Annotated in this window: 19 protein-coding genes; 6 read left to right on the top strand and 13 right to left on the bottom strand. The window is 51.6% G+C overall.

Annotated features, from left to right (window positions below; genetic code table 11):
* The first annotated feature begins 14 nt into the window (after positions 1-14).
* Positions 15-725 (top strand): B3/B4 domain-containing protein, encoded by a 711-nt coding sequence (locus EDM58_RS06875; RefSeq protein ID WP_122912673.1) that lies wholly within the window; start codon positions 15-17, stop codon positions 723-725.
* A 61-nt stretch (positions 726-786) separates the two neighbouring features.
* On the opposite strand, the gene EDM58_RS06870 is transcribed toward EDM58_RS06875, so the two are convergent.
* The 10 genes from EDM58_RS06870 to EDM58_RS06825 all read right to left on the bottom strand — a co-directional run bounded on the left by EDM58_RS06870 (position 787) and on the right by EDM58_RS06825 (position 13,418).
* The gene (locus EDM58_RS06870) at positions 787-1,968 is read right to left on the bottom strand and encodes a M20 metallopeptidase family protein (RefSeq protein WP_122912672.1); all 1,182 of its coding nucleotides are present in this window, start codon (positions 1,966-1,968) and stop codon (positions 787-789) included.
* Between the two features lie 24 nt (positions 1,969-1,992).
* Positions 1,993-3,657: an ABC transporter substrate-binding protein gene (locus tag EDM58_RS06865; RefSeq protein ID WP_246000559.1), complete on the bottom strand. Its 1,665-nt coding sequence runs from the start codon at positions 3,655-3,657 to the stop codon at positions 1,993-1,995.
* A 49-nt stretch (positions 3,658-3,706) separates the two neighbouring features.
* Positions 3,707-4,624: an oligopeptide ABC transporter permease gene (gene opp4C, locus EDM58_RS06860; RefSeq protein ID WP_122912670.1), complete on the bottom strand. Its 918-nt coding sequence runs from the start codon at positions 4,622-4,624 to the stop codon at positions 3,707-3,709.
* Positions 4,625-4,645: 21 nt separating this feature from the next.
* Entirely contained in the window at positions 4,646-5,596 is a 951-nt protein-coding gene (locus EDM58_RS06855) for an ABC transporter permease (protein ID WP_183187437.1), read from the bottom strand.
* A gap of 24 nt (positions 5,597-5,620) precedes the next feature.
* Positions 5,621-6,607, bottom strand: a complete 987-nt coding sequence (locus EDM58_RS06850; RefSeq protein ID WP_122912669.1) for an ABC transporter ATP-binding protein — start codon at positions 6,605-6,607, stop codon at positions 5,621-5,623.
* Positions 6,607-7,629: an ABC transporter ATP-binding protein gene (locus EDM58_RS06845; RefSeq protein WP_246000558.1), complete on the bottom strand. Its 1,023-nt coding sequence runs from the start codon at positions 7,627-7,629 to the stop codon at positions 6,607-6,609. The genes EDM58_RS06850 and EDM58_RS06845 overlap by 1 nt, the downstream gene beginning before the upstream one ends.
* 341 nt (positions 7,630-7,970) lie before the next feature.
* Complete coding sequence (locus tag EDM58_RS06840; protein WP_122912667.1) at positions 7,971-9,980, bottom strand: S9 family peptidase; 2,010 nt, start codon at positions 9,978-9,980, stop codon at positions 7,971-7,973.
* Between the two features lie 42 nt (positions 9,981-10,022).
* Positions 10,023-11,003, bottom strand: coding sequence for a 2-hydroxyacid dehydrogenase (locus tag EDM58_RS06835; RefSeq protein WP_122912783.1), 981 nt, complete (start codon positions 11,001-11,003; stop codon positions 10,023-10,025).
* Between the two features lie 107 nt (positions 11,004-11,110).
* Entirely contained in the window at positions 11,111-11,320 is a 210-nt protein-coding gene (locus EDM58_RS06830) for a hypothetical protein (RefSeq protein ID WP_246000557.1), read from the bottom strand.
* Positions 11,321-11,426: 106 nt separating this feature from the next.
* Positions 11,427-13,418 (bottom strand): ATP-dependent DNA helicase, encoded by a 1,992-nt coding sequence (locus EDM58_RS06825; protein WP_122912666.1) that lies wholly within the window; start codon positions 13,416-13,418, stop codon positions 11,427-11,429.
* Between the two features lie 162 nt (positions 13,419-13,580).
* Between EDM58_RS06825 and EDM58_RS06820 the strand changes: the two genes are divergently transcribed.
* Positions 13,581-13,940, top strand: coding sequence for a Lin0512 family protein (locus EDM58_RS06820; RefSeq protein WP_122912665.1), 360 nt, complete (start codon positions 13,581-13,583; stop codon positions 13,938-13,940).
* An 80-nt stretch (positions 13,941-14,020) separates the two neighbouring features.
* Here the strand turns inward: EDM58_RS06820 and pepF are convergent, their stop codons facing one another.
* A complete protein-coding gene (gene pepF, locus EDM58_RS06815) occupies positions 14,021-15,811 on the bottom strand; it encodes an oligoendopeptidase F (protein WP_122912664.1) in 1,791 nt (596 codons plus the stop codon).
* Positions 15,812-15,984: 173 nt separating this feature from the next.
* Between pepF and EDM58_RS06810 the strand changes: the two genes are divergently transcribed.
* Positions 15,985-17,214 (top strand): aminopeptidase, encoded by a 1,230-nt coding sequence (locus EDM58_RS06810; protein WP_122912782.1) that lies wholly within the window; start codon positions 15,985-15,987, stop codon positions 17,212-17,214.
* 60 nt (positions 17,215-17,274) lie between these two features.
* Here the strand turns inward: EDM58_RS06810 and EDM58_RS06805 are convergent, their stop codons facing one another.
* On the bottom strand, positions 17,275-18,162 hold the full coding sequence (locus tag EDM58_RS06805) for a YitT family protein (RefSeq protein WP_122912663.1): 888 nt from the start codon (positions 18,160-18,162) through the stop codon (positions 17,275-17,277).
* A 98-nt stretch (positions 18,163-18,260) separates the two neighbouring features.
* Complete coding sequence (locus EDM58_RS06800; RefSeq protein ID WP_122912662.1) at positions 18,261-19,070, bottom strand: alpha/beta fold hydrolase; 810 nt, start codon at positions 19,068-19,070, stop codon at positions 18,261-18,263.
* A gap of 176 nt (positions 19,071-19,246) precedes the next feature.
* Here EDM58_RS06800 and EDM58_RS06795 point away from each other — a divergent pair, with 176 nt between their 5' ends.
* From EDM58_RS06795 to EDM58_RS25645, 3 genes are read left to right on the top strand one after another with little or no spacing between them, the layout of a single operon-like run.
* Positions 19,247-20,854, top strand: a complete 1,608-nt coding sequence (locus EDM58_RS06795) for an SWIM zinc finger family protein (RefSeq protein ID WP_122912661.1) — start codon at positions 19,247-19,249, stop codon at positions 20,852-20,854.
* The gene (locus EDM58_RS06790) at positions 20,851-23,709 is read left to right on the top strand and encodes a DEAD/DEAH box helicase (protein ID WP_122912660.1); all 2,859 of its coding nucleotides are present in this window, start codon (positions 20,851-20,853) and stop codon (positions 23,707-23,709) included. Before EDM58_RS06795 ends, EDM58_RS06790 begins: the two co-directional genes overlap by 4 nt.
* A gap of 3 nt (positions 23,710-23,712) precedes the next feature.
* Positions 23,713-23,853: a hypothetical protein gene (locus EDM58_RS25645; protein WP_183187436.1), complete on the top strand. Its 141-nt coding sequence runs from the start codon at positions 23,713-23,715 to the stop codon at positions 23,851-23,853.
* The last annotated feature ends 162 nt before the right edge of the window (positions 23,854-24,015 follow it).

Genomic DNA, 24,015 nt, shown 5'->3' with positions numbered 1-24,015 from the left:
AAGGAGAGATAGCTATGCCCAGATTTATCATTGAAGATGATTTTTGGTCGTTATTCCCTCACGCCAAAATAGGCACCGTGATTTGCCAGGGGATTGATAATTCCAAAAGAGACGTTGAGATCTACGAGAAGCTGCTGCAGGAGGCGGAAAAAGAAGCGCATACGTTTTTAAGTATGGATGAATTCAGTAGAAACCCAGTCATTTCCGTTTGGCGAGAAGCGTTTCAGAAATTCAAGACAAAAAAAGGGGCAAGATGTTCCATTGAAGCTTTATTAAAAAGAGTGAAAAATGGCAATCACATCGGAACGATAAACCCGCTTGTAGACATCTATAATTCCATTTCCTTGCGATATGGGCTTCCGTGCGGCGGAGAAGATATCGACACGTTTGCAGGCGATATTCGGCTTGCGCTGGCTACTGGCACCGAACCGTTTATCCCATTGGGAAGCGATGAAAATGCGCCGCCATATGAAGGGGAAATTGTGTATAAAGATGATGCCGGTGCCATATGCAGGTGCTGGAATTGGCGTGAAGCCCAAAGGACGATGCTGACAGAACAGACGAAAAATGCGTTCCTTTGTATAGAATTGATAGATGAGACAAGAAGCGATGAGTTTCATATGGCCTTGAAAGAATTGTCTGATCTAGTGTCACAGCATCTTGGTGGTATTGTGAGGATTGAAGTGCTGGATCGCAATAATAAGGAAATGACAATTTTTGAATAAGCTGCATGAAAAGGCTGTCACACGAACGAACATCTCCGTTCATGTGACAGCCTATCTTCATTTACCCCAATTCCTTCCAGACCAGGTGGAGAAAGAGTTTTCCGGTGATCAGCATCGCTCGCTCATCTCCGTCAAATCGCGGATGGTGCAAGGGATAGATGGCATCCTGTTCAGGATTTCCTACCCCCACGAAAAAGAATGCACCCGGCACCTTTTGCAGGTAGGCAGAAAAGTCTTCTCCTGTCATGCTTGGCTCTACCCGTTTGAATTTATCCTCCCCGACGACTCGTATCGCGGCCTCTTCGACGCTTCTCACCTGTTCCGGATGGTTCCAGACTGCATCGTAGCCTTTGCGGAACACCAGTGAGCCCGCAGCATCGGCGGCCTCGCAAGTCGCTTTTGTGATCTTCGTAATCTGTTCATGCAGAAGCTGTCGTACGTCCGGGCTGAAGCAGCGAATCGTCCCGGTCAGCTTGCAGATATCCGGAATGACATTGGAGGCTTGCCCGCTATGGATGGAAGCCACCGTCAAAACGGCCGGCTCAAGCGGATTGACGCGACGACTGACGATTTGCTGCAGGTTCAAGACCAGCTGGCAGCCGACGACCAGTGGATCGACGGTCATATGCGGCTGTGCGCCATGGCCGCCGCGCCCCTTGATTTCGATCTCGAACAAATCCCCCGCTGCCATGGCGTATCCTTCTGTCACAGCTACCTCACCCACCGACAAGGCCGGCCAGACATGTGCGCCGTAGATGACATCCACCCCGTCCAGACAACCATCCTCGATCATGGCTTTTGCTCCGCCGGGTGGCTTTTCCTCGCCGAACTGGTGAAGAAAGACGACATTGCCGCGTAGCTCTTCCCTTGCCTTGCTTAGCACATGGGCTGCGCCCAGCAACGAAGCTGTGTGCAGGTCATGGCCGCATGCGTGCATGACGCCAGGAATTCTCGACTTGTAAGGCACCTCTTTTTCATCCTGGATCGGCAAAGCATCGAAATCGGCGCGCAAGGCAATGGTACGGCCCCCTTTTTCAGCCGCTCCTCCTCGAAGCAACCCGATCACCCCGCGACCGCCGACGCCCGTCCTTACCTCCAAGCCCAGATTTTGCAGGTAATCGGCCACCTTCTGGGGAGTATTCACCTCCTGGAAGGACAGCTCCGGGTACATATGCAGATCGCGGCGAATATTCACCAATTCCGGATACAAGGTCTCCAGTTCGCGACACATAGCGGCGAGCATCGTTTTCCCCCTCTCTTTGAATGACTACTGGACGCCTGTCATGGCCCATTTTTCCAGATCGCGGTGGAAACCGAATACACGGGGCTCGCCGTATGCAACCTTTTTGGAAATCCCCACGAAGTCATTGTCCGAGTAGAGAGAGATAAGCGGTACATCTTCATTCCAGAGCTTTTGCAATTCGCTGTAGATTCCTTTGCGAACATCGGAATTGGCTTCCGCCTTGCCTTTTTTCAACAGCTCTTCCGATTTGGGGTTGTCGTATTGCATAAAGTTGTAGGTGCCGCCTATGCCATAAAGGGACGAGACCTCAGGATCCAGCGTCAGGGTGAGTCCCATCAGTACGACTTCAAAATCTCCGGCCTTGGCTTTCGCGAGCACCGTTGGGAAATCGTATTTCGTGACTTTTACGTTGAAACCTGAGGCGATCAGGTTTTGGGTGATGATGTCAGCGGACTGCTCGCGAACCTTGTTGCCGGTCGGAACCATGAACTGCAGCTCCCGATTGAAGTCCCACCCTGCTTCTTGCAGCAATTGTTTGGCCTTGGCGGTATCAAATGTATATTTCTTCAAATCTTTATCGAGATAAGGGTTAACCGATGAATAGGGACCGTCTATCACTTCCCCATAGCCTTTCAGCAGCTTGTCTACCAGCTGTTGGCGGTCAACGGCGTACGCGAGTGCCTGACGCACCTTCGGATCGAGTTTCTTCGTGTTGAACATCATGGTTTGGAATCCAATCGTAGGCTCGTCCTTGGCGACAAGATGGTCCATGCCTTTGACCGTGTCGTAATCCTGCGGCGGAATCTTTCCGATGCCCCCGCCTACGTTCATGTGGACTTCTCCTGTTTGCAATTGGGCGACCATATTCGCAGACGGCATGATTTTAATGAACATTTTCTCCAGCTCCGGCTTGCCGCGGTAGTAGTCCGGGTTGGCTTCCAGCTCTACATACTGGTCCTTCTGGTATTTGACAAATTTGAACGGTCCATTGGTAACGGTTGGATTTTGCATGAAGGGGTCCTGCGACAGGCTCGCAGGATCTACTTTTTCCAGCACATGCTTCGGCAATATCATCAGCTTGCAGCCCAGCTGTTCTTTTAACATATTGGGATCAACCGGAGCTTTGGTTTTGAATTCCAGCGTTTTGTCGTCGATGACCTTGACGGATGGGATGCTGCTTTCTCCCGCTTTGAGCTTCCCGTTTTCCTCAAGTCCATCCAGCATGGACAAATAGCTGCCTACACTCGTCTCTGTTTTGGGATTGGCGATGAGGTTGAAGGTGAATGCGGCATCGTGAGCCGTGACAGGCGTTCCGTCCGTCCATTTGGCGTCCTTGTTGATTTTGATCGTATAGGTCTGGTTGTCTGTCGTCTCAAACGAATCGGCCAATTTGGGCACGAATTTCAGTGGCCCCTCCATTTCCAGGAAGGAGTCGAACATGAACTTCTCCGTGAACTGTGAAGCGACGTCCACACTGTTGATCGTATTAAACAAGATCGGCGGATTGGTCATCCCAAGGAACATGGAGCCGCCTGCCGCACTTGTGGCACCGGCGGGCGCCTGAGCTGTGCCACCCGCAGTCCCGTTTCCTTGGACCGGAGCCGAACTCCCGCCTCCACCACCGCACGCGGCCAGTGTGAAAAGTGAAGAAATAGCCAAAATGCTTGCTGCTTTCTTGACGATTTTCATCATTTTCCCCCCACATCTATCGTAATAAAAAACGTGTTGCCATCACTCATTACTTCAGGCTTTTCGGGTCCATCGCATCCCGCAGACCGTCTCCCATGAAATTAATCGAGAGAACGGCGAGCAAAATCATCAACCCCGGTGGAATCCAGAGCCAAAGCTGTGTCGACAGCACCGTAAGCGATTGAGCTTCCGTCAGCATATTGCCCCAGCTCGCTGTCGGAGGCTGGACACCCATCCCGAGAAAGCTCAGCGATGCTTCCATGATGATCGCAGAGGCGATGCCAAAGGTGGCGTTGACGAGGATGGGAGCCAGGCAGTTCGGGAGGATGTGCTGGAAGACGATTTTGGGCGTCGAATACCCCAGTGTAATCCCTGCCTTGACGTAATCCATCTCCTTGATCGACAAGACGCTGCCGCGCACGATCCGGGCGATCCCGGGCCAGCCGAGCAATCCCAGCACGATGATGATATTGTACAGACTCGGGCCCATGATGCTCACCAGCACCAGAATGACCATCAAGTAGGGAAAGGACATGAAAACATCGGTCAATCGCATGATGCACATGTCTACCCATTTGCCGAAATAGCCGGCAATCGCCCCGAGAACCGTTCCGATGACGACGTAGATCGCGACGGCGCCAATCCCGACAGCCAAAGAGACACGCGACGCATAGATCAAACGGCTCGCGATGTCACGCCCCACCTGGTCCGTCCCCAGCCAATACTCGGCAGACGGTTCCGCAGCGAAGTCTCCTGTGATTTCATACGGATCCCTGGGCGAAATCCACGGTGCCAGGATCGCCATCAGCGTAATGACGATGAAGATCACCAGCCCTACAACCGCAAGCCTGTGTTTGAAAAAACGCTTCGTAATCATCTTCAAGTAGCTTTCTTCTTCACCCAGACCCAAATCCGGCGGGTGCTGAAGGACCGGCTCCTGTTCCGTTTTCAGATTGGCAAGCGACATCTGCTTCCCCCCTTTTATGCCTTAATTGTATTTAATCCGCGGGTCTGCAACCGAATAGAGTATATCGGCGAGAAGATTGGACAACAGGACTGTGATCGCCGCGATAAAATTGATTGCCATTAAAGTCGGATAATCGCGTGAGAGGATGGATTGAATCGTGAGTTGTCCCAATCCCGGCCACTGAAAGATCTGTTCAGTCACGACTGCCCCGCCGATCAGCAGCGGGATGTCCATGCCAACGACCGTAATGATCGGAATCAGCGCATTGCGAAAGGCGTGCTTGTTGACGACGAGAAATTCCCGCAAACCCTTGGAACGGGCGGTACGCAGATAATCTTGTCCCAAAATCTCCAGCATGCTGGAACGCACATACCGAACCATGCTCCCTGCGATCCCCGTAGCCAGGACAAATGCCGGCAGGAGCAAATGCATGATCGTATCGCCAAAGCCTCCGTCTCCTCCAAGTGTGTTCATGCCGCCTGACGGGAGGATTTGCCACTGGACCGCAAACAGATAGATGAGACCGAGCCCCAGAAAGAAGTTCGGGATGGAGATGCCCATAAAGGAAAAGCCGGTGGTCAAATAATCAATCCACGAGTATTGCCGAGTCGCGCTGATCACGCCGATTGGAATGGCGAAGATGTATGCCAGCAGCAAAGCTGAACCCATCAGCAAAAGCGTCGGCAAGACCCGTGAAGCCACCATCTCCCCTACGGGAGCGTAGGTCGAGAAGGAATAGCCGAAATCTCCCTGCAGCAGGTTTTGCAGCCACCGCCAATACTGGACGTAGATCGGATCATTCAGTCCCAATGCTTCTTTTTTCAACTCGATGTCCGCCTGCGTCGCATCCGGACTGATAAACATTTCCACAGGGTTGCCCGGTGCCAGATTGACGATAAAGAAACTGAACACGGTTACTCCGAATAGCACCGGGATGGCGATGAGCAAGCGCCGTACGATATATGGAAACACGAATAATCGTCCCTCCTTCGTTGATTAGACAAGTGGAAAATGACACGCTACGGCGTGAGCGGTTTTGGTCAGATCAGGCGCCTGCTCCCGGCAAATCTCTTTGGCAAGGGGGCATCGAGTATGGAATCGGCATCCTTTCGGTGGATTGGCAGGATTGGGGACGTCCCCCTCCATAACGATCCGCTCCCGATTGCGCAGATGCGGATTAGGGATGGGATAGGCGTCCAGCAGAGCTTGCGTATACGGGTGTCTGGGGGATTTGAAAATCTCCTGCGTTCGGGCCAGCTCCACGATTTTTCCCAGGTACATGATGGCGATCCGGTCGCTGATGTACTTGACGGCACCCAGGCCATGCGCGATGAACAAATACGTGAGCTGAAATTCCTTCTGCAAATCCTTCAGCAGATTCAACACCTGCGCCTGAATCGAGACGTCCAGCGCCGATACGGGTTCATCACAAACAATCAGCTTGGGTTGCAGAATAAGCGCCCTGGCAATGCCGATCCGCTGTCTTTGTCCTCCGGAGAATTCATGCGGATAGCGGCTTTTATGGTACTTGGTCAGTCCGACGATCTCGAGAATTTCGTCTACCTTTTGGGAAACCTCGCTTTTCGGTACCAGCTTATGGGCCAATAGCGGCTCCGCCAGCAGATCGCCGATGCGTTTTCTGGGATTGAGCGATGAATACGGGTCCTGGAAAATGATTTGCAGATCCGTGCGTGCCTTTCGCAATTCTGCTCCTTGCAGCGAAGCCATGTCCCGGCCCGCAAAGATCACTCTGCCTTCTGTGGGAGGTTCGAGCTGTACGATGGCTCGTCCCGTCGTCGATTTCCCGCAGCCAGACTCGCCTACCAGCGACAGGGTCTCCCCGGGATAGATCTGAAAGTCGATTCCGTCCACCGCTTTCACGTGGCCGACGGTGCGGGAGATGATCCCTTTTTTGATGGGATAATATTTTTTGAGCTTCTCGACGACCAAGAGCGGCGTCTGTTTATCGGGGGGGTTACGCATTAAGCAATCACCTCATTTTGACTGTAGCCAGAGACTCCTTGCTCCTCCTCCTGGTACAGCCAGCATCTGACACGATGGCCGCTGCTGCCCTGGATCGCTAGCAGCGGGGGCTTTTGCGTGGCGCATTGTTCCGTGGCGTGCTGGCAGCGTTGGTGAAAACGGCAGCCTTTTGGCATCGCGTGGAGATGGGGAACGGTCCCGGGAATGGAGAAGAGCTTTTGCTGGCTATCGTGTTCGAGATGTGGAATGGATTCCATCAACCCGATCGTGTACGGATGCTTGGGATCATCGAACAGAGTAAAGACATCTGCCTCCTCGACAACTTGTCCTGCATACATGACCAGCACTTTATCAGCCATTTCTGCGATGACACCCAGATCATGCGAAATGATCATGATCGCCGTTTGCGATTCCTGTCTCAGTTTTTTCATCAACTCCAGAATTTGCGCCTGGATCGTCACATCCAGAGCTGTTGTCGGTTCGTCCGCGATCAGAAGCTTTGGCTTGCAGGAAAGAGCCATGGCGATCATGACTCGTTGCCTCATGCCTCCGGACAATTTGTGCGGGTATTCGTCAATGATCTGCTCTGCGCGAGGTATGCCAACCTTTTTGAGCATCTCGATGGCATATGCCCTCGCTTCGCTCTTGGACATTTTCATATGTAAGTGAATCAGTTCCAGCATTTGATTGCCGATGCTAAATACCGGATTGAGGGATGTCATCGGCTCCTGAAAAATCATGGAAATTTCATTTCCACGGATCTCGCGCATTTGTGCTTCCTCCAACTGCGTCAGTTCCCTTCCGTTAAAGCGGATGGCTCCCTTTTTGATCAGACCGGTGCGGTCGAGGAGCCTCATGACAGACAAGGAGGTGACACTTTTCCCGCAACCGGATTCACCAACTATTCCAATGGTTTCACCCTGTTTTAATTGAAAGGTGACTTCGTCAACGGAGACTACCTCCCCCTTGTCTGTGCGAAACGCGACCTGAAGTTTGTCAACTTCCAACAAGTTATTCTCCAAACTCCACACCTCCATCTGTCCATTTGGCTTTATACCCAAGCAAAGCGAACTATCTCGGCGTCACATATTCTTTTGTTTTATGGGGTTGAACAGGTTATGCTTATTCAGAGTATACGGATAATTAGTTGCAGAATCAATCTATTTTTCACTCAATTCAGAATTAACTGTTTTCGTTTAAGCGCTTACAATCCTTGTGGCTCTAAGGGTGAGAATCTTACAAATAAACCCATCGAATACATTTTGGAGCATTCCTGCTCAGCAAGCAAAAAAGGCACTGAACAGACGAAAAACTTCTTTGCCTGTGTCAGCACCTTTTCTTATATTGAGAGTTTCACCGGCCACTATACGTACCGATTGAACCACTCCACCGTATAGTTTAACCTCAAGACACGCTGGCAGGGATCGCCGCTGCGTGACATTTCGTGATTGGCGTCAGGGAAACGGATAAAGGATACCGGGGCTTTCCCCTGATGCTGCAAGGTGATGAAGAGCTGCTCGGCCTGTTCGATCGGGCAGCGATAATCTCGCTCTCCGTGCATAATCAGCAAAGGCGTCTTGACCTGTGATGCGAGACGCAGCGGGGAATGATGCCACATTTTCTCGGGGTTGGAAAATGGATCAGCCTGAATTTCTTCCGCCGAAAAATAATAGCCGATATCGCTTACCCCGTAAAAACTCATCCAGTTGCAAATGCTTCTGTCCGTGACCGCAGCCTTGAAACGATCGGAATGTCCGACGATCCAGTTGGTCATGAAGCCTCCATAACTCCCGCCAGCAACGCCCAGACGGTTTTCGTCGATATAGTCGAGCTGGCAGAGGACATCCACACCAGCCATCAAATCACGGAAATCATGACCGCCATAGTCTCCGCAGCAGGCTTGCATGAAGCGTTCGCCATACCCGTGGCTTCCGCGCGGATTGGTGTAAAGCACGACATAGCCTTGGGCGGCAAGCAATTGAAATTCATGAAAAAAAGTATGCCCGTACATCGAATGCGGTCCGCCATGGATCTGCAGGATAGCCGGGTATTTCTTCCCTTCCGCGAAATTTGGCGGCTTCATGATCCAGCCCTGGATCTCCCAATCTTCTGCACCCGTAAACAGGATTTCCTCCGGCGAGGACAAAGCGATATGCTGAAAAAGCTCTCTGTTCACATCTGTCAGACGAGCTTCTTCCCCTGTTTGCAGATCGAGGGAGAATAGATCTCCAGGGATCAGCGGGTCACTGACAGCAGCCACGAGACAATCCTGCTCCGCGTGATAGGTAAAGCCGAATACATTTCGCTCTCCATCCATAATCTGGGAAACGTTGCCGTCCAGGGTTACTTGCCATATCCCCGATCTGCCGCGCTGGCTCGTCAAAAACAGCAAGCCATCCCCATTTTTTGTCCACACGTCGCCGGGATCGGGATGGCCGGGCGATCGCACATCGCCAATCGTGACATCGCCAACCTGTACATCCCACTCTGCTGTAATGCACGTAATGGCGCCTGTTGCGAGATCTGCCACCCAGACTTTTTTCATTGTCCCGTACAGATGCTTGCCTATCACACTGCCGACAAAAGAGAGCTTGGATCCATCCCGGGAGAAGCGCGGCATGCCAAAAGTCCCGTTGCTTTGCGTGATTTTCCTCCATTCTCCCCCGTCTACAGGTACGAGGTAGATGTCGATCTCATGCTGCAGGTCCGGGTTGGACGAACGGTTGGCGCTTATTGCGACCCATTTGCCATCCGGCGACCAGCTTCCCGCCGTATGATCGCCCGCCCCAGTCGTCAATGGTCTGATTTCTCCGGTCTCCACCTGGACGATCGCCAATTGGCGGTTCTTCTCGTACAAAAATCCAAATTCATCTGACTTGTATTTCATCTTGGTGACGCGAATGGCTTTCTCCGCATTTTGCTTGTGAACGTAATCTTCTTGTTCCGCAGCTTCTTCGCGATACCTGTCTCCCGCTTTCATCCAGGAGGAAAACAGAATCTGCTTTCCATCCGGAGACCAGAGTGGAGCAGAAGCCCCGTTCGGACAATCCGTGATCATTTTTGGCACTGGTTGTGACTCATCGATCGCAAGCATCCAGATCTGCGCCTTGCCTGAGCGGTTGGAGACAAAGCAGAGTTTGGACCCATCGGGAGACCAGCGCGGATAGGAATCCCGCACGGGTCCGCAGGTAAGCTCCGTGGTGCGATCTTCTTCCCGGGAATAAAGGATCAAATGACTCTGGTATTGGCGTTCTTCATCAATCCTGTTCAGAACATAGACAACTTTAGAACCATCTGGTGAAAGCTGCGGGTCACTGGTGTAGCGGATTTGGTACAAATCTTCTGCTGTAATGCCCCGTTTGTTGTCAGACATGACTTTCACTCCTTTTTTCATGGGTTGATCGCATCAGGATCATCAGCTATTCAAATACACTTCTTCGTTTAGCAAAGCTGGCGGCCTCTTCCCTTGCAGACCTGCCACCAGATTTTCCGCCGCAAACTGTGCCATGCGAAATCTCGTCTCCTCTGTGGCCGACCCGATATGCGGCAGAGTCACGACATTCGGCATGCCAAGCAGGGGATGATCGTGATCGACGGGTTCCTTAGCAAACACATCCAAGCCTGCCGCCAGGATTTCGCCTTCCCGCAAGGCCTTGACCAAAGCTTTCTCATCGACAGTCGCGCCGCGGGAGCCATTGATAAAGATAGCTGTTTTTTTCATCGCCTGAAATTCCTTTTCCCCGATCAGGTTGGTTGTCTCTTCCGTAAGAGGCACCATCACACAGACAAAATCCGCCTGCCTGCACAGTTCGTCCAGCGTACAGTAAGTGGCCTGGTATCGGCGCTCCACCTCTACATTGCGCGAACGATTATGGTAGAGAATGTTCATGTCAAAACCAAGATGTGCCCGTTTGGCGATAGCAGAACCGATCCGGCCCATTCCGACGATGCCCAGGGTCTTGTGATGGACATCCGTGCCAAACTGGGCGGATGTGAGAGGCGACGTCCAGCGGCCTGACTTTACGAGCTGGTCCATCTCCGGAATCCGTCGCGCTGCCGCCAGGATCAATCCCATCATCGTATCAGCTACCGTATCCGTTAATACGTCTGGTGTATTGGTCGCCATGACGCGATGCCGGCTCATGGCTCCCAAATCAAAATTGTCGTAGCCTACTGCGATATTGCTGACAATTTTCAGCTTCGGTGCGCGCTCCAGCAGCTCGTGATCGATTTTCAAACCCGTGCCGATCAGACCCTCCGCTCCGCCCAAGGCTGCATCAAAGGCAGATCGGCCCTCTTCGTTCCACTCTTCCAGGTGCATGACCTCGCATGCTTCCTGCAAGTAAGCAAGGACTTCCGGGTATATTTTTTTATACGCGATTACTTTTGGCTTCATGTTCGCTGCGCCCCGCTTTCTTAAGGAAAATAGAAGAAGGACCAACGATTTGCTTCTTCGTTGGTCCCTCATGGATTCCGTATCAATGGGTCGAATTCCTGCCTGCACTAGATGTGGTTGGTATAGAAATAGTTCAAGAAGTAGGCTGCACTGATCGCAGCGCCGACGATAAAGACGACCCCGCTTTTTTTGCGTTGTTGGGCAAAGCGCAGAATGCTGAAGCAAAACAGCACGCCGGTAACCATAAAATAGGCTACGGCAACCCAGAAAAAGTCCCAAGGCAAACTGGCAAAATCTACATTACCCAAAAAGAACACCGTCCCTTGTCTACCATCCTGGCATCACGATGGTTTGTATCTTATCCTCCATTATACCAAGAGAATACCAAAGATATCATCATCCTTCCAAACCGTAACAGAAGTGTCAAAGTTTTGACTCGGTAAGCTCCTGCCATACTCGGGCAGCAGATTTGTGCCAGGCCACGCCTTCTGGAAAGGCTTTCTCTACCTTCTTGCGCAATCCTTCATCTGCCTGCAGTTCTGGGCTAAGCAACGTAATCATTCCGCTGTCTTCGCGCGTGCGGATTAATCGGCCGATGCCCTGGCGCAAGCGCAAAAGCATGTACGGCATGTCTACCTCTTCGAAAGCATTGCCGGCTGCCGCCTTGCGCTTCGCCGCGAACACGGGGTCATTCGGCGGAAATGGCAAGGACCAAATGACGACATGAGAAAGCGAAGGGCCAGGCACGTCCAATCCCTCCCAGAGGGAGACTGCGCACAGATTGGTGTGTTCTTCACGCTGGAATTGGGAGATCAAATGGCTGATTTCCTGATCCCCTTCAAACAGGAATTTCTGCTGATTGCTGCTTTGGCTCCTGCTCTCGAGGCTTTGCTTGAAGGCATGCATCTCTTCCAAGGAGGGAAACAGCAGCAAGGACTTGCCTTGTGTTTTCTCCAGCATGTCCAGCGTCAGTTCTACCTTTTCCGCAAACGCATCGGAGGAAGTGAAATCAGGGGCGAACACCTTCATCCGATTTTCGTAATCATAGGGGGAAGCTACCGAAAAAGACAGGAACTCATCAATCCCCAGGCTGTCTGCAAGATAGAAGAAAGAACCATCCGCGGACAAGGTGGCAGAAGAGAAGACGACTGGCATTTTTTGCGAGAAGACGAACTCCTTCAGCACCTCCTGCACTTTTCGCGGCATTACCACGAGGCTCGTCCCAGTCGCATCTTCTGTCACCCATGTAATGACTTTCGAAGGGTCTTCGAACAATTGCAGCGCGATCTGAATCATCTCCAAATGCTCGCTGACGATATTCAATTGGAATTCATCCAATGTGTACAGGCCGCCCTCCAAGACGAGTTCTTCCTCTATGGAGTCGATCAGACCGGAAAAAGCCCGAATCTGCGCAAGCAAGCCAGGATGGAGCGTGATTTCCCTGCGCTCAGAACCCGGAACCGGCTTGCTTTCCTGCTTGAGCATGGCAAAAAGAATGTCGCTTTGCATGATCGCATCCTCTACTGCGTACGCCAAAGACTCTCGAATCTCCCCTTTTAGCAGGCGGGTGATCACTTCTTCAAATACGCTGTGGTTCAGCTTGTAGGTTAAAGCCTTTTGCGCTGCCGTCTCCAGCAGATGCCCCTCGTCAAAAATGACGGAGCTGTGACTCGGGAGCAAAGGAAGGTGTCCTCCCCGTTTTCTCCCCTCGTAGGTCCAGACATGCTCCATGTAGAAGTCATGCGAACAGATGATGAGATCAGCTGATTTGCGATAGTAATCCCGAGAGAGCGTCTGCCCGCAGCGATGCTGTTTGTCACAGGAGAAGCAATCCTGGAAGACATCCCAGTTGGCCACATTCCACTGTTCGTCGTCCAGTGCAGGATATTGACTGCGGTCCCCATAGGGGGAAAATGCTTGCAAGGCTTCATAGTTGTGAACAAACGGAGGCAAATCCTGATAGATTTCCTGATACAGCTCCCCATCTTCTTCCCGCAAACGGGCTTGATCCAGCTTTTGCAGACAAAGATACTGGTTGGGTGACTTTCCTAGACGCACATCAATTTCCATATTCAGGTGCCGGGCCAGTTTGGCGATGTCCCCCTCCGGCTTGACCAGTTGTTCGATCAATGATTCATTTGCACAGGCAATGATTGCCGGCTTGCGTGTATATCGGGCATAGCAGATGGCGTACAGCAGGTAAGCCAGCGTTTTCCCAGTCCCGACTCCAGCCTCTGCAAAAATCGTCTGCTTTTCTGCATACGCGCGTTCGAGTTGGAAAGCCATGTAGATCTGTTCATCGCGAACCTCAAATCCGGCTTCGGGCAATACTTCATAAAAGACATCGGCAATCCAGTCACTGACTTGCGAGATAAACGGTTGTGTCGGATCGTATGAAAAGGGGTAGCGTTCCACGTATGTTCTGCCTCCATTGTACTCAGCTCAAAATGTAATAATCGCATGTTCGTCCTCTGAACACAATATCTCTTCGCTTAAAAGACACAAGAAAATGTCCGAAAGAAGAAAAAATGGTACACTAGTTTTTGTCATCTACCACAGACAGGAGCGATTGCTGCGATGGAAAAAGTAATGTTTATTGAGATTGGCATGGGGATCGACTTGCACGGTCAAAACGTAACCAAAGCCGCAGTACGTGCAGTGCAAAACGCGATCCATCACAACTCCATGCCGGGCTTGCGTTCTGTGTTGCCTGGCAACGATATTCACAACATGAAGGTGCATGTCCGCTTGGCCGTGCCGGCAGACAAGGAAAAGCTGGATTTGGCGGTCGTACGTGACGAGCTGCCCTACGGTGAGGTAAGCTTTGAAGTCGTCGACGGCGGAATGTTGACCTCCAGCGGTGTCATTATTGCCGAAAAAGAGGATAAAAATGATTTGGCCTACGTCGTCATCGCTTCGGTGGAAGTAGGCTATTAGGAGACAGGTTGAAACAACAAAGAGAGTGCTTCCCGACTCGCATGCGAGCGAATAAAGCACTCTCTTGTTTGTGTTATTGTCTAAAAGGCTTGTTCCAGCTCATCTACAAGCTGCCCTACATAGCGAACGGCCTCGCGAATCGGCTCAGGCCTGGACATGTCTACACCCGCCATTTTCATCAGCTCAAGCGGCGACATGGATCCCCCTGCCTTCAAAACCTCCAGCCAGCGTTGGACGGCTGCCTCTCCCTCCTGTCTGATTTGCCCGGCCATAGCCGTAGAAGCAGTAAGTCCTGCCGCATACGTGTACGGATAGAGCCCCATATAGTAATGCGGCTGGCGCATCCAGGTCAGATTGGCCCCTTCGTCCAACTCCACTGCGTCGCCCCAGAAATCGGAAAGCACCTGCCCCTTCCATTCGTTAAGTTGTTTCGCTGTGATTGGCAGATCAGCCTCCGCCGCTTCATAGACCTTCCTTTGCAATTGCCCTTCCAGCAGATGGGTGACGAAATTATGGTAGTACGTATTCAGAAGCTGCAGGTTGACCCAGCGTTTCAGACGGGCGTCATCGGACTGTTCGCGGATATGCTGGGCAAGCAGCAACTCATTTAGCGTCGACGGTGCCTCAATGAAATAGAGAGACGGCCGATAATTGGCGTAGCGCTGATATTTGCCCGCCAGCATGAAATGCCCGGCATGCCCCAGTTCGTGGGCAAGCGTGAAGGCACTTCGCATGTTGTCGGCCCAGGTAATCAGAATGAAAGAATGCGCGCCGTATGGACTGGAACAAAACGCTCCCGTAGATTTTCCGACATTGTCCACGTAATCGATCCATCTGTTCTCCAACGCCTGTTTCATGATAGCGGTATATTCCTCGCCCATGATTTCAAGGGCGGCGAGAATGGTCTTGCCAGCTTCTTGCGTGGTCACCTTCGGACTGAACTCGGGATCGAGCGGCACTTTCAAGTCGCAGAAAGCGAGCTTTTCCAATCCCAATACTCTCGCCTTCAAGCGAGCATAGCGGCGCATATGCGGGGCCAGCTCGGTCCCGATTATGTCGAGAATATTGTGGTACATCTCCAGGCTTACCTTCTGCGCGTCCAACAACATATGTGTGACGGATTCATATCCGCGCAGACGGGAGAGTACGGTCTGTTTTTTCACCTCTGTGCCGTATGCTGCGGCAAAGGTATGCTGATACTGCTGCAACGTCTTGGTAAAGGATTTATAGGCCGCATGCCGAAGCTGATAGTCCGGTGACATCTCATAGTCGCTTTCATACAAGGCAAATGATACTGGTCTCATCACCCCGGCCGAGTCTGCCACGGAGTCAAATCGCATGTCGGAGAGCTTGCTGCGATTGTAGATCAGATAAGGAGCGGAAAATACCTCTCCCAAAGCTGCTAGGGCAGATTCTGTCTCTGCAGACAACCGGTAGGGTTTGGCCGCATACAGATCCAGCAGTTTTTTACGGAATGGCAAAAGCCCCGGCTCTTCGTCCAAGAAACGCTCGATGCTGCCTTCGGGAAGGTCCAGAATTTCAGAACGGATAAAAGAGAGCGAAGACTGGATCTGCGAAGCGATGTCCCCCACCTGTGCCGACCTGGATTGATTGGCCGGATTGGTTCCATCTTCTGACAGACGCAGACTCGCAAAGGTGTGGAGCTGGATAAGCCGAACCGCTAGCGCCTCCTCCGCTTCGAGGCAGGCGAGCAGTTTTTCCGCGTTGTTCAGTTCCCCCTTGTAACGGGTAACGCCAGGAAGCAATTCTTGCAATTCGTGCAGCTTGTTCTCCCATTCTTCTTGTGAGGCAAATAGATCATCCAGGTTCCAGGTCTGTTCCGTGGGCACTTGTTCACGCGTCAATCTCATCTGGGATTTCCTCCTCTTTTTGACTATGAAAAGATGTATTGGCTATATTTCCGCTATCTCCTGTTCCGTCCGATTCTGAATATTTGTGAAAAAAGCAGGTCTAAGCGTATTCTATCCTGTTTTTTGGTATAATATGGGTGTCTTTAGGATGAACGAAGATGGGAGTCGATAAGATGACTTTTGAAAACTTGCTGGATCGGTATGCCGAGCTGGCAGTTCGAGTTGGAGTAAACGTACAAACTATGCAAACACTCGTCGTCGCAGGACCTGTTCAATCAGCCCCTTTTATTCGCAAAGTGGTTCGCAAGGCATATGAAGCTGGAGCCAAGCACGTCTATATCGATTGGAACGATGACGAATTGACACGTATGAAATATGAGTTGGCACCGGAAGAGGCCTTTGAAGAATTTCCGCTATGGAAAGCGAAGGGCTGGGAAGAGTTGGCAGAACACGGAGCAGCTTTTTTGTACATCACCTCTTCCAACCCGGATCTCTTGCAGGGAATCAATCAGGAGCGAATCGCCAAGGCGAGTAAAGCGTCGGGTCAAGCACTGCAGCGTTTTCGCAGCTATACCATGTCGGATAAGGTAAGCTGGAGTGTCATCGCGATTCCCTCCCCGGCATGGGCCAACCTGGTTTTTCCCGAGCTTCCTGAAGATGAGCGTGAACAAGCACTGTGGGAGGCCATTTTTGCAGCGACACGCATCCACGAACCTGACCCCGTCCGAGCCTGGAAGGAGCATCATCACGAACTGAACCGCAAAGTGGAATACCTCAATCAAAAACAGTACAAAGCCCTGCACTATGAAGCACCCGGAACCCGATTGACCATTGAATTGCCAGCGAATCACATCTGGATTGGCGGCGGCAGCGTAAATCAAGACGGCGTATCCTTCATGGCCAATATGCCGACAGAAGAAGTCTTTACGGCGCCAAAACGCGATGGCGTAAATGGCGTAGTGCAAAGCACCAAGCCTTTGAGTTACCAAGGCACCGTGATTGAGGATTTCCAGCTTACATTTGAAAAAGGACGAATCGTACAGGTCACAGCAAAAAAAGGAGAAGACTCTCTCAAAAAGCTGATCGAAACGGACGAAGGCTCTTGTTACCTGGGTGAAGTGGCATTGGTCCCCCATCTCTCTCCCATTTCCCAGTCGAACATCATTTTCTTCAATACCCTATTCGATGAAAATGCCTCCAATCATCTGGCGATCGGCAATGCCTATCCGACCAATCTTCAAGGAGGAAGCGGGATGAGCGATGAAGAGCTGCAGCAACACGGATTAAATACCAGCATGGTCCACGTTGATTTCATGATTGGGTCGGACAAGATGAGTATCGATGGCGAGACCATGCAAGGAGAACGGGAGCCTGTCTTCCGCAACGGCAACTGGGCTTTATAACGAGAGTCGCTCTGTTTCGAGCGGCCTGAAATAAAAGGAGGGGGAGCTGGTTTGCTCCCCCTAATGGATATTTTTCTTTTTGAACTGTCCTCCGTTGACATCGTGGATGGTACCCATCGCGAGGAAAGCGGAATGATCGATCTCCTCTACAATTTCCTTGAGCTTCGTCTCTTCCAGCCGCGTAATAACGGCAAAAATCACTTTCTTCTCATCACCGGAATATCCACCTTCGCCGACGAGATAGGTCACGCTTCTGCCTAAAGTGGCTGAGATGGCATCCCCGATTTTCTCGGCTTCGTCACTGATGATCCACACCGCTCTCGATTGCTCCAGTCCTACCATCGTCAAATCGATCATTTTGAACGCAATATAATAGGCGATCAAAGAGTACATGGCCCGGTCCCAGCCAAAAATAAAGCCTGCACTGCCGAGAATAAAGATATTGAAAAACATTACCATTTCCCCTACGGAGAAGGGACTTCTTTTGTTCAACAGAATCGCGACAATCTCTGTGCCATCAAGCGAGCCGCCAGCCCGAATGACTAATCCGACGCCGATTCCGACGATGATTCCGCCAAATACAGCGGAGAGCAGCAGATCTTCCGTCAAGCCGGAGACTTCGTGCAGCAATGTCGTTCCGATCGACATGACAGCTACACCGAACAAAGTGGCGATCGCAAAACTTTTTCCAATCTGTTTATAGCCGATAATCAAAAAAGGCAGATTCAAGAGAAATAAAAAAACTCCTAGAGGGAGACCCGCCAAATGGGAGAACATGATCGACAGTCCTGTCACACCGCCATCGATGATGTTATTGGGTACGAGAAAAATCTCCAGCCCAACCGCGACAAGACTGGCCCCTACTACGATTGCAGATGCTCGAAGCAGTAATTTTCTTTTCGACAGCCGCTTGTGAGCTGCCGAGACAGGCTGAAAATGTTGTTCCATCTGCTACCATCCTATTCTTCGATACCACCGTACTTCCATCATTCCCCATTCCCTAAAAAAATAGCCAGCCTGTGGTGCAAGCTGACTTACGATGTCCTTTATCCTATGAAATGGGCCAATTCACGATTGAACTTCTCCCGTTCACAATAGAACAGTCCATGTCCGCTTTTTTCAAAGGGGATTACTATGGAATCCCGGATGCCTGCATGCATCGCCTGGGCAAACGGAAAGGGACATATCCGATCCTGTACGCCGTGGAAAATCGCTGTCGGAACGTGGATTCTGGGCAAATCATTGCGCAAATCCTCGTCGCGAAGGGCGATCAACCCTTGAATCGTGGCGTGGCCGGAAGCGACCAATCCAAGGCTGTTGAACCAGTTTTTAAAACTTTCTGTCACATATCGGGCAAAAAAGAGATTGCCGAAATCGCTCAGCATTTGCGGACGGTCCTGGTAGGAGGCTTCAATCAGCTTATTTACCTCTTCTTTGGTCATCCCGTATGGATAATCCGGTCTTCTGGTAAAGACAGGGGCAGCGGCGCTGATTAACGCCAGCTTGGAGACCCGGTGATCGACATGGCGTCCCATGTAACGGATCGCGACTGCTCCACCCATGGAAAAGCCGGCGAGGGTAAAATCATCCAGGCCTAATGTATCCACAATCGCCAGCATATCGTCCGCCAACCGGTCATAAGAATAACCCGTCCAGGGACGGTCTGATTTCCCGTAACCACGCAAGCCCACTCCAATGCAACGATACCCCAATTTGGGCAACTGATCGAACTGGTATTCGTACATCTCTTGATTGAGCGGCCAGCCGTGGATAAACAAGATCGGCTTTCCATTCCCCGGATCGATGTCCTCCACATACAGATTTACATTGCGCTCTACTGGAATGTAGTAGCCCACGCCAAACTCCTCCTTTTTAAGTCGCTTTGCTCTTTTGTTCGCACAGCCTACCGTAGCTTATGTAGGCAGTCGCAAGGAGGATATCCGCCTGTAAAAATAGACACGAACAGTAGGCAATCAGCACGCATTTTGGGTTATAATGGGGGGATGACACTTCGTACGGAGGACCTGACGATATGCTGCAAAGAGAATTGACACGAGATCAAGCCATTCAGACAGGAGAACAGATCCTTGAAGTATTGGAAGGTCAAATACTGGAGAGGGGCTACACGTATTTTTCCAACGGTGTTGTGTTCAACACCCGCGTAGAGGACGAAATCCTGTTGAAAAGCGATGTGCAAGGCACGCAAGTCTACCATGTCTCGCTGAATATGCAGAATGTGCAGGAGAGCACCTGCACCTGTCCTTACTCCCGTCTGTGCAAGCATATCGCGGCTACATTTTTTCAAATGTACAGCGTATTTGAGAACCCGCGTCATTTTTTGGCTCGTTCCCAACAGCCAAGGACGCTGAAATATTCCGCTGCCCTGCTGGTCCCCCCCTTTAAAAAAGGTATACAATACTTGACCGGGAGCCATACCGACACATGGAGGGACGGTCAGCTGGACGCTTCCGCTTCCGTAGCGGAATGGTGGCGTTTTTTTGAGAGCTGGACGCGAAATCTTCCTTCCGCCATGGAGAGCTTCCGCGCCTCCTCCGAGCTGTTCTCCAGTTATGAGAATCTCTTGGGAATCGCTGTCTCCTGGCCACCGAGACGAGCTTCTCTCTTTGCCGTACACGCAACCCTCTTTCACCTCAATCTTTTGCAGGAATTCGTGCTAACCAAGCGCCATTCCCATTGGTCTCAAGAGCTCTCACAGTCCGCAGAGCGATTGCTGTCCAACCTGGAAGGACTTCTTTATTATTGGGACCCTTCCCATCTCGACGAAGATGATCAGAAGGCTTTGAACGAGACAAAACAGCTCTTGAGCGAATGGAAAAATAAGGAATATCTTTCTGTTTTCGAGATGCTTGCCTATCAATTGCTTTGGTGGAACCTGCTGCAAGCCCCAGCATGGGTCCAGGAAGAATCAGAAGAGCTTGACCTGCGAATCGCTGATCCGGCGACGACCCCAGCGCAATTGGAAACGTACCGCATGCTAAAAGCCCTCTTTCTCGTGATGGACGGAAAAGATCAGGATGCACTCGAGATTTGGCTGGCTAATCAGCAGTTGCCTCTCGCGTTCTATTTGCCCTTGCTGAAATCATTTGCTCGCGGCCAGGAATGGGAGCGCTTTTTGGAGTGGACACATCGGCTTGAACGCCTGATCGGAACGGCGGATCAAGCGCATTACCGATTCGTGACCGCCATTTGGCGGGAAGCCATGAAGCAGTTGGGGCGTGAACAGGAATGCGGCACAAGGCTCAAAGCTTTCTTGCCAGGCAGCTTCGCGGAATACGCCGCCTTTCTATTTGAGCATCAACATTATCGGGAGTGGCTGGACTTGCAGCTCTCCTACCGGATTCCTTTTCCAGAGATACAGGCGTGGAATATCAAAGCCATCGAGGAGTCGAACCCGCCCTTGCTCCTTCCGCTATTTCTGTCTGAAGTAAATCGGCTGATTGACGAGAGAAATCGCCCCGCATACAAGGAAGCGATCAAGCTGTTGAAAAAAGTGCGATCCCTGTACAGCAAGCTCAATCAGGAGCTTCGCTGGGAAAGCTATCTGGAGCTCTTGTCCGCAAAGCATAATCGGCTTCGGGCCTTCCAAGAGGAGTTAAGGAGAGGAAATCTGAACGTATGAGTACCGGGACAATACTGAAATTGAACGCAGCGCAACTGACAGATGGCACCTTTCTGATTTCCGCGACGGATTCCCATCATCTCGCTGTCGCCTCTGAAGAACTTGCCAGCTTTCTTTTTGCTTGGGATGAACAATCATTTTACGGCACTTTTTTGGCCAGGAATGAAGAGGGTTTGCTTCTCAGCCCGCGTGAGGCACTCTCCTTTTTTATCGATCCTCCCTGGCTTCGCCACGTCCTTTATGAGCCGAGCGAGTCATTCGCCGCCTGCCAAAATACAGCGCTTCTGATCCAGCAATGCCTTGAGTCCGCGTCTTTTCTCCCCGATTTCGCCGCATGGAAGGCTGGCTATCCTGGGTGGAGGTTCGCAGACGAGCCACCTGAACTGCCGGATTCCGCCAGACGATGGCTTTCTGCTGTCATTGAAGAAATGACCGCAAACAGAAGCGAGGTTGGACGCGCATGGGAGCAATTGCAGATCGAATATCCGGCTCTCACTGTTACGGGAGAGGAATTGTCCCCGCATCTGCAAGAGCAGGAATGGCTCCAATCCATCGGTTGGCTGCCTGATTTGACACCGTTTCGGACTTGTCTACAACTCCTGGAGGACCCGGAGGGGGAAAATGACTGGACCCTGCAATTTCGCTTGCAGGATCGCGAACATCCAGATCGGCTGTACCCGATCGAGCCTAGCCCGCTTTTCCACAAAAACGGCGGATTCGAGGAAATACCTGTTGCCTGGCAGGCATATTCGGACCGTATTGACAGGGACCTTGCCACATGCGTGGAAGTGATGCCATGGCTGATGCCAGATGAGGCTAGCGGCCGGATTAGGACCCGGCTCGACAATGAACATGCGTGGCTTTTCCTGACTACAAGCAGCTTGCAGCTGGTGCAGGCAGGCATTCACGTCTTTTTACCTGCCTGGTGGGAACAGGTGCGACGTACGAAACCGCGCCTAAAAGCAAAAATCAAATCACAAGCGGGTTCCTCAGGCCCCTCGTTTCTAGGCATTTCGCAGCTCATGGATTTTGAATGGAAGCTGGCATTGGGTGATGTGGAAATCAGCGAAGCAGAATTCGCGCAATTGCTCAAGCAAAAGCAGCGCCTGCTGAAGATCAGAGGCCAATGGGTGCAGTTGACGCCGGATCTTTTCTTGCAGATGCAGGATGCATTGAAGAAAAATCGCGGAAAGAACGCATTGACTCTTCGCGACGTCATGAACATCCATTTGCGTGCGTTACCCAAAGAAGAAGATGGATTCCTCGCTGAAGACGACGAGCCACAACAACAGCTCGCTTTGGAAGTGGAACTGAACCGTCCCTTGCAGCAATTGTTCACCCAATTGCAACAGACGCAAAAGATTCCGTTGCTCGCGCAGCCGCAAGCCTTCCATGGTACTTTGCGCAACTACCAGCTGGCAGGGAGCTCGTGGCTGTGGTTCTTGCGGAAATATCGACTTGGCGCATGTCTGGCGGACGATATGGGGCTCGGGAAAACAGTGCAGTTCATTACCTACCTGCTGTATGTGAAGGATAACGAGGAGCAAAGCACCCCTTCCCTGCTGATCTGTCCTACGTCGGTGATCGGTAACTGGCAAAAGGAATTGGAACGTTTCGCTCCGTCTCTCAAGGTGGTCATTCACTACGGCAACCACCGCAAAAGAGACGAGGCATTCTTATCGGAGATCGAAGGGGCGGATCTGGTCATTACGTCCTATGCTCTTTCCCATTTGGATGAACAGGAGCTGTCTCGTGTTCATTGGAATGCCATCTGCCTCGATGAAGCCCAAAATATCAAAAACGCGTATACCAAACAGGCGTCCGCCGTGCGTGACCTGCGTGCCAACCATCGGATCGCGCTGACAGGCACACCAATTGAAAATCGGCTGAGTGAATTATGGTCGATCTTCGACTTTTTAAACCCGGGTTATCTGGGAGGACTCAGTGAATTCACACAGCGCTTCGTGCAACCGATCGAACGGGATCAGGACAAAACCTTGATCGCCCAAGTGCAGCGCCTGATCCAGCCCTTCCTCTTGCGCCGCGTCAAGACCGATCCATCCATTCAACTGGATCTGCCGGAAAAAAGCGAGCGCAAGGAATTTGTCCCGCTCACGGCAGAGCAAGGCGCTCTTTATGAAACGGCCATACAGGACATGTTCGCTCGCATGGAACGGGCATCGACAATGGAGCGCCGTGGTCTGATCCTGACCACGTTGACCCGCTTGAAGCAGCTTTGCGATCATCCCGCTCTCATTCTGGGCGAAATCCAAGCGCAAGATGAGGTCGGGCGCTCACACAAGCTGGAGCGTCTGCTGGAGCTGATCGAGGATATACGCCAAAAAGGAGAGCGCTGCTTGGTGTTTACCCAATATATCGAAATGGGAAACATGCTGCGGCGTGTCCTGATCCGGGAAGGCTATGGACCTGTATTCTTCCTCAACGGCTCAACAAAAAAGGAAATGCGGGATGAAATGATCAGCCGCTTCCAGGATCCTTCCGAGGACGTGGAAAACCGGGCAACCGTGTTTATCCTCTCCTTGCGCGCTGGCGGGACCGGCTTGAACCTGACAGAAGCGAATCATGTCATTCACTTTGACCGCTGGTGGAATCCGGCAGTCGAGAACCAGGCCACAGACCGCGCTCACCGCATCGGCCAAAAACGGAATGTGCAGGTCTACAAATTTATATCGCTTGGGACGATTGAAGAGCGGATCGACGAAATGATCGAGCGAAAACAGTCCTTGAGCCAGCAGATCGTCGGCGGAAGCGAAAGCTGGATTACCGAGTTGTCCAACGCTGAACTGCGGGAGCTTTTCGCATTGCGACACGAATGGATGGATACGAGAAGGTAGGTGATGAGCTTGAACGTACCAACCCCTACTCCCCCGGAAGAGTCAAAGGACGGGGAGTCAAAACGCGAGTTGCCGGAAGCTTGGCAGCGATTTCTAACCGCTATTCAAAAGGAAGCTGCCTCACTTCCGACGTCCAAGAATTAAAAAAAAGGTCCGATCAGGGTGCTGGTCGGACCTTTTGCATTGGTGCTTCACTAATTTCATTTATGCAATAGTATGATCAGTTTTCTTTATTAGTCCCCCGCAAAAACGGTGTTATAATGATAAGTGTAGATGTTCCTGCTTTTTCACTGCAAAGGTTGTGAC

It is taken from the genome of Brevibacillus panacihumi (assembly GCF_003710985.1).
In the GTDB taxonomy this organism is placed as follows: domain Bacteria; phylum Bacillota; class Bacilli; order Brevibacillales; family Brevibacillaceae; genus Brevibacillus; species Brevibacillus panacihumi.
The sequence above is the reverse complement of the archived record's forward strand: the minus strand, read 5'-3'. Positions and strand labels throughout refer to the sequence as shown.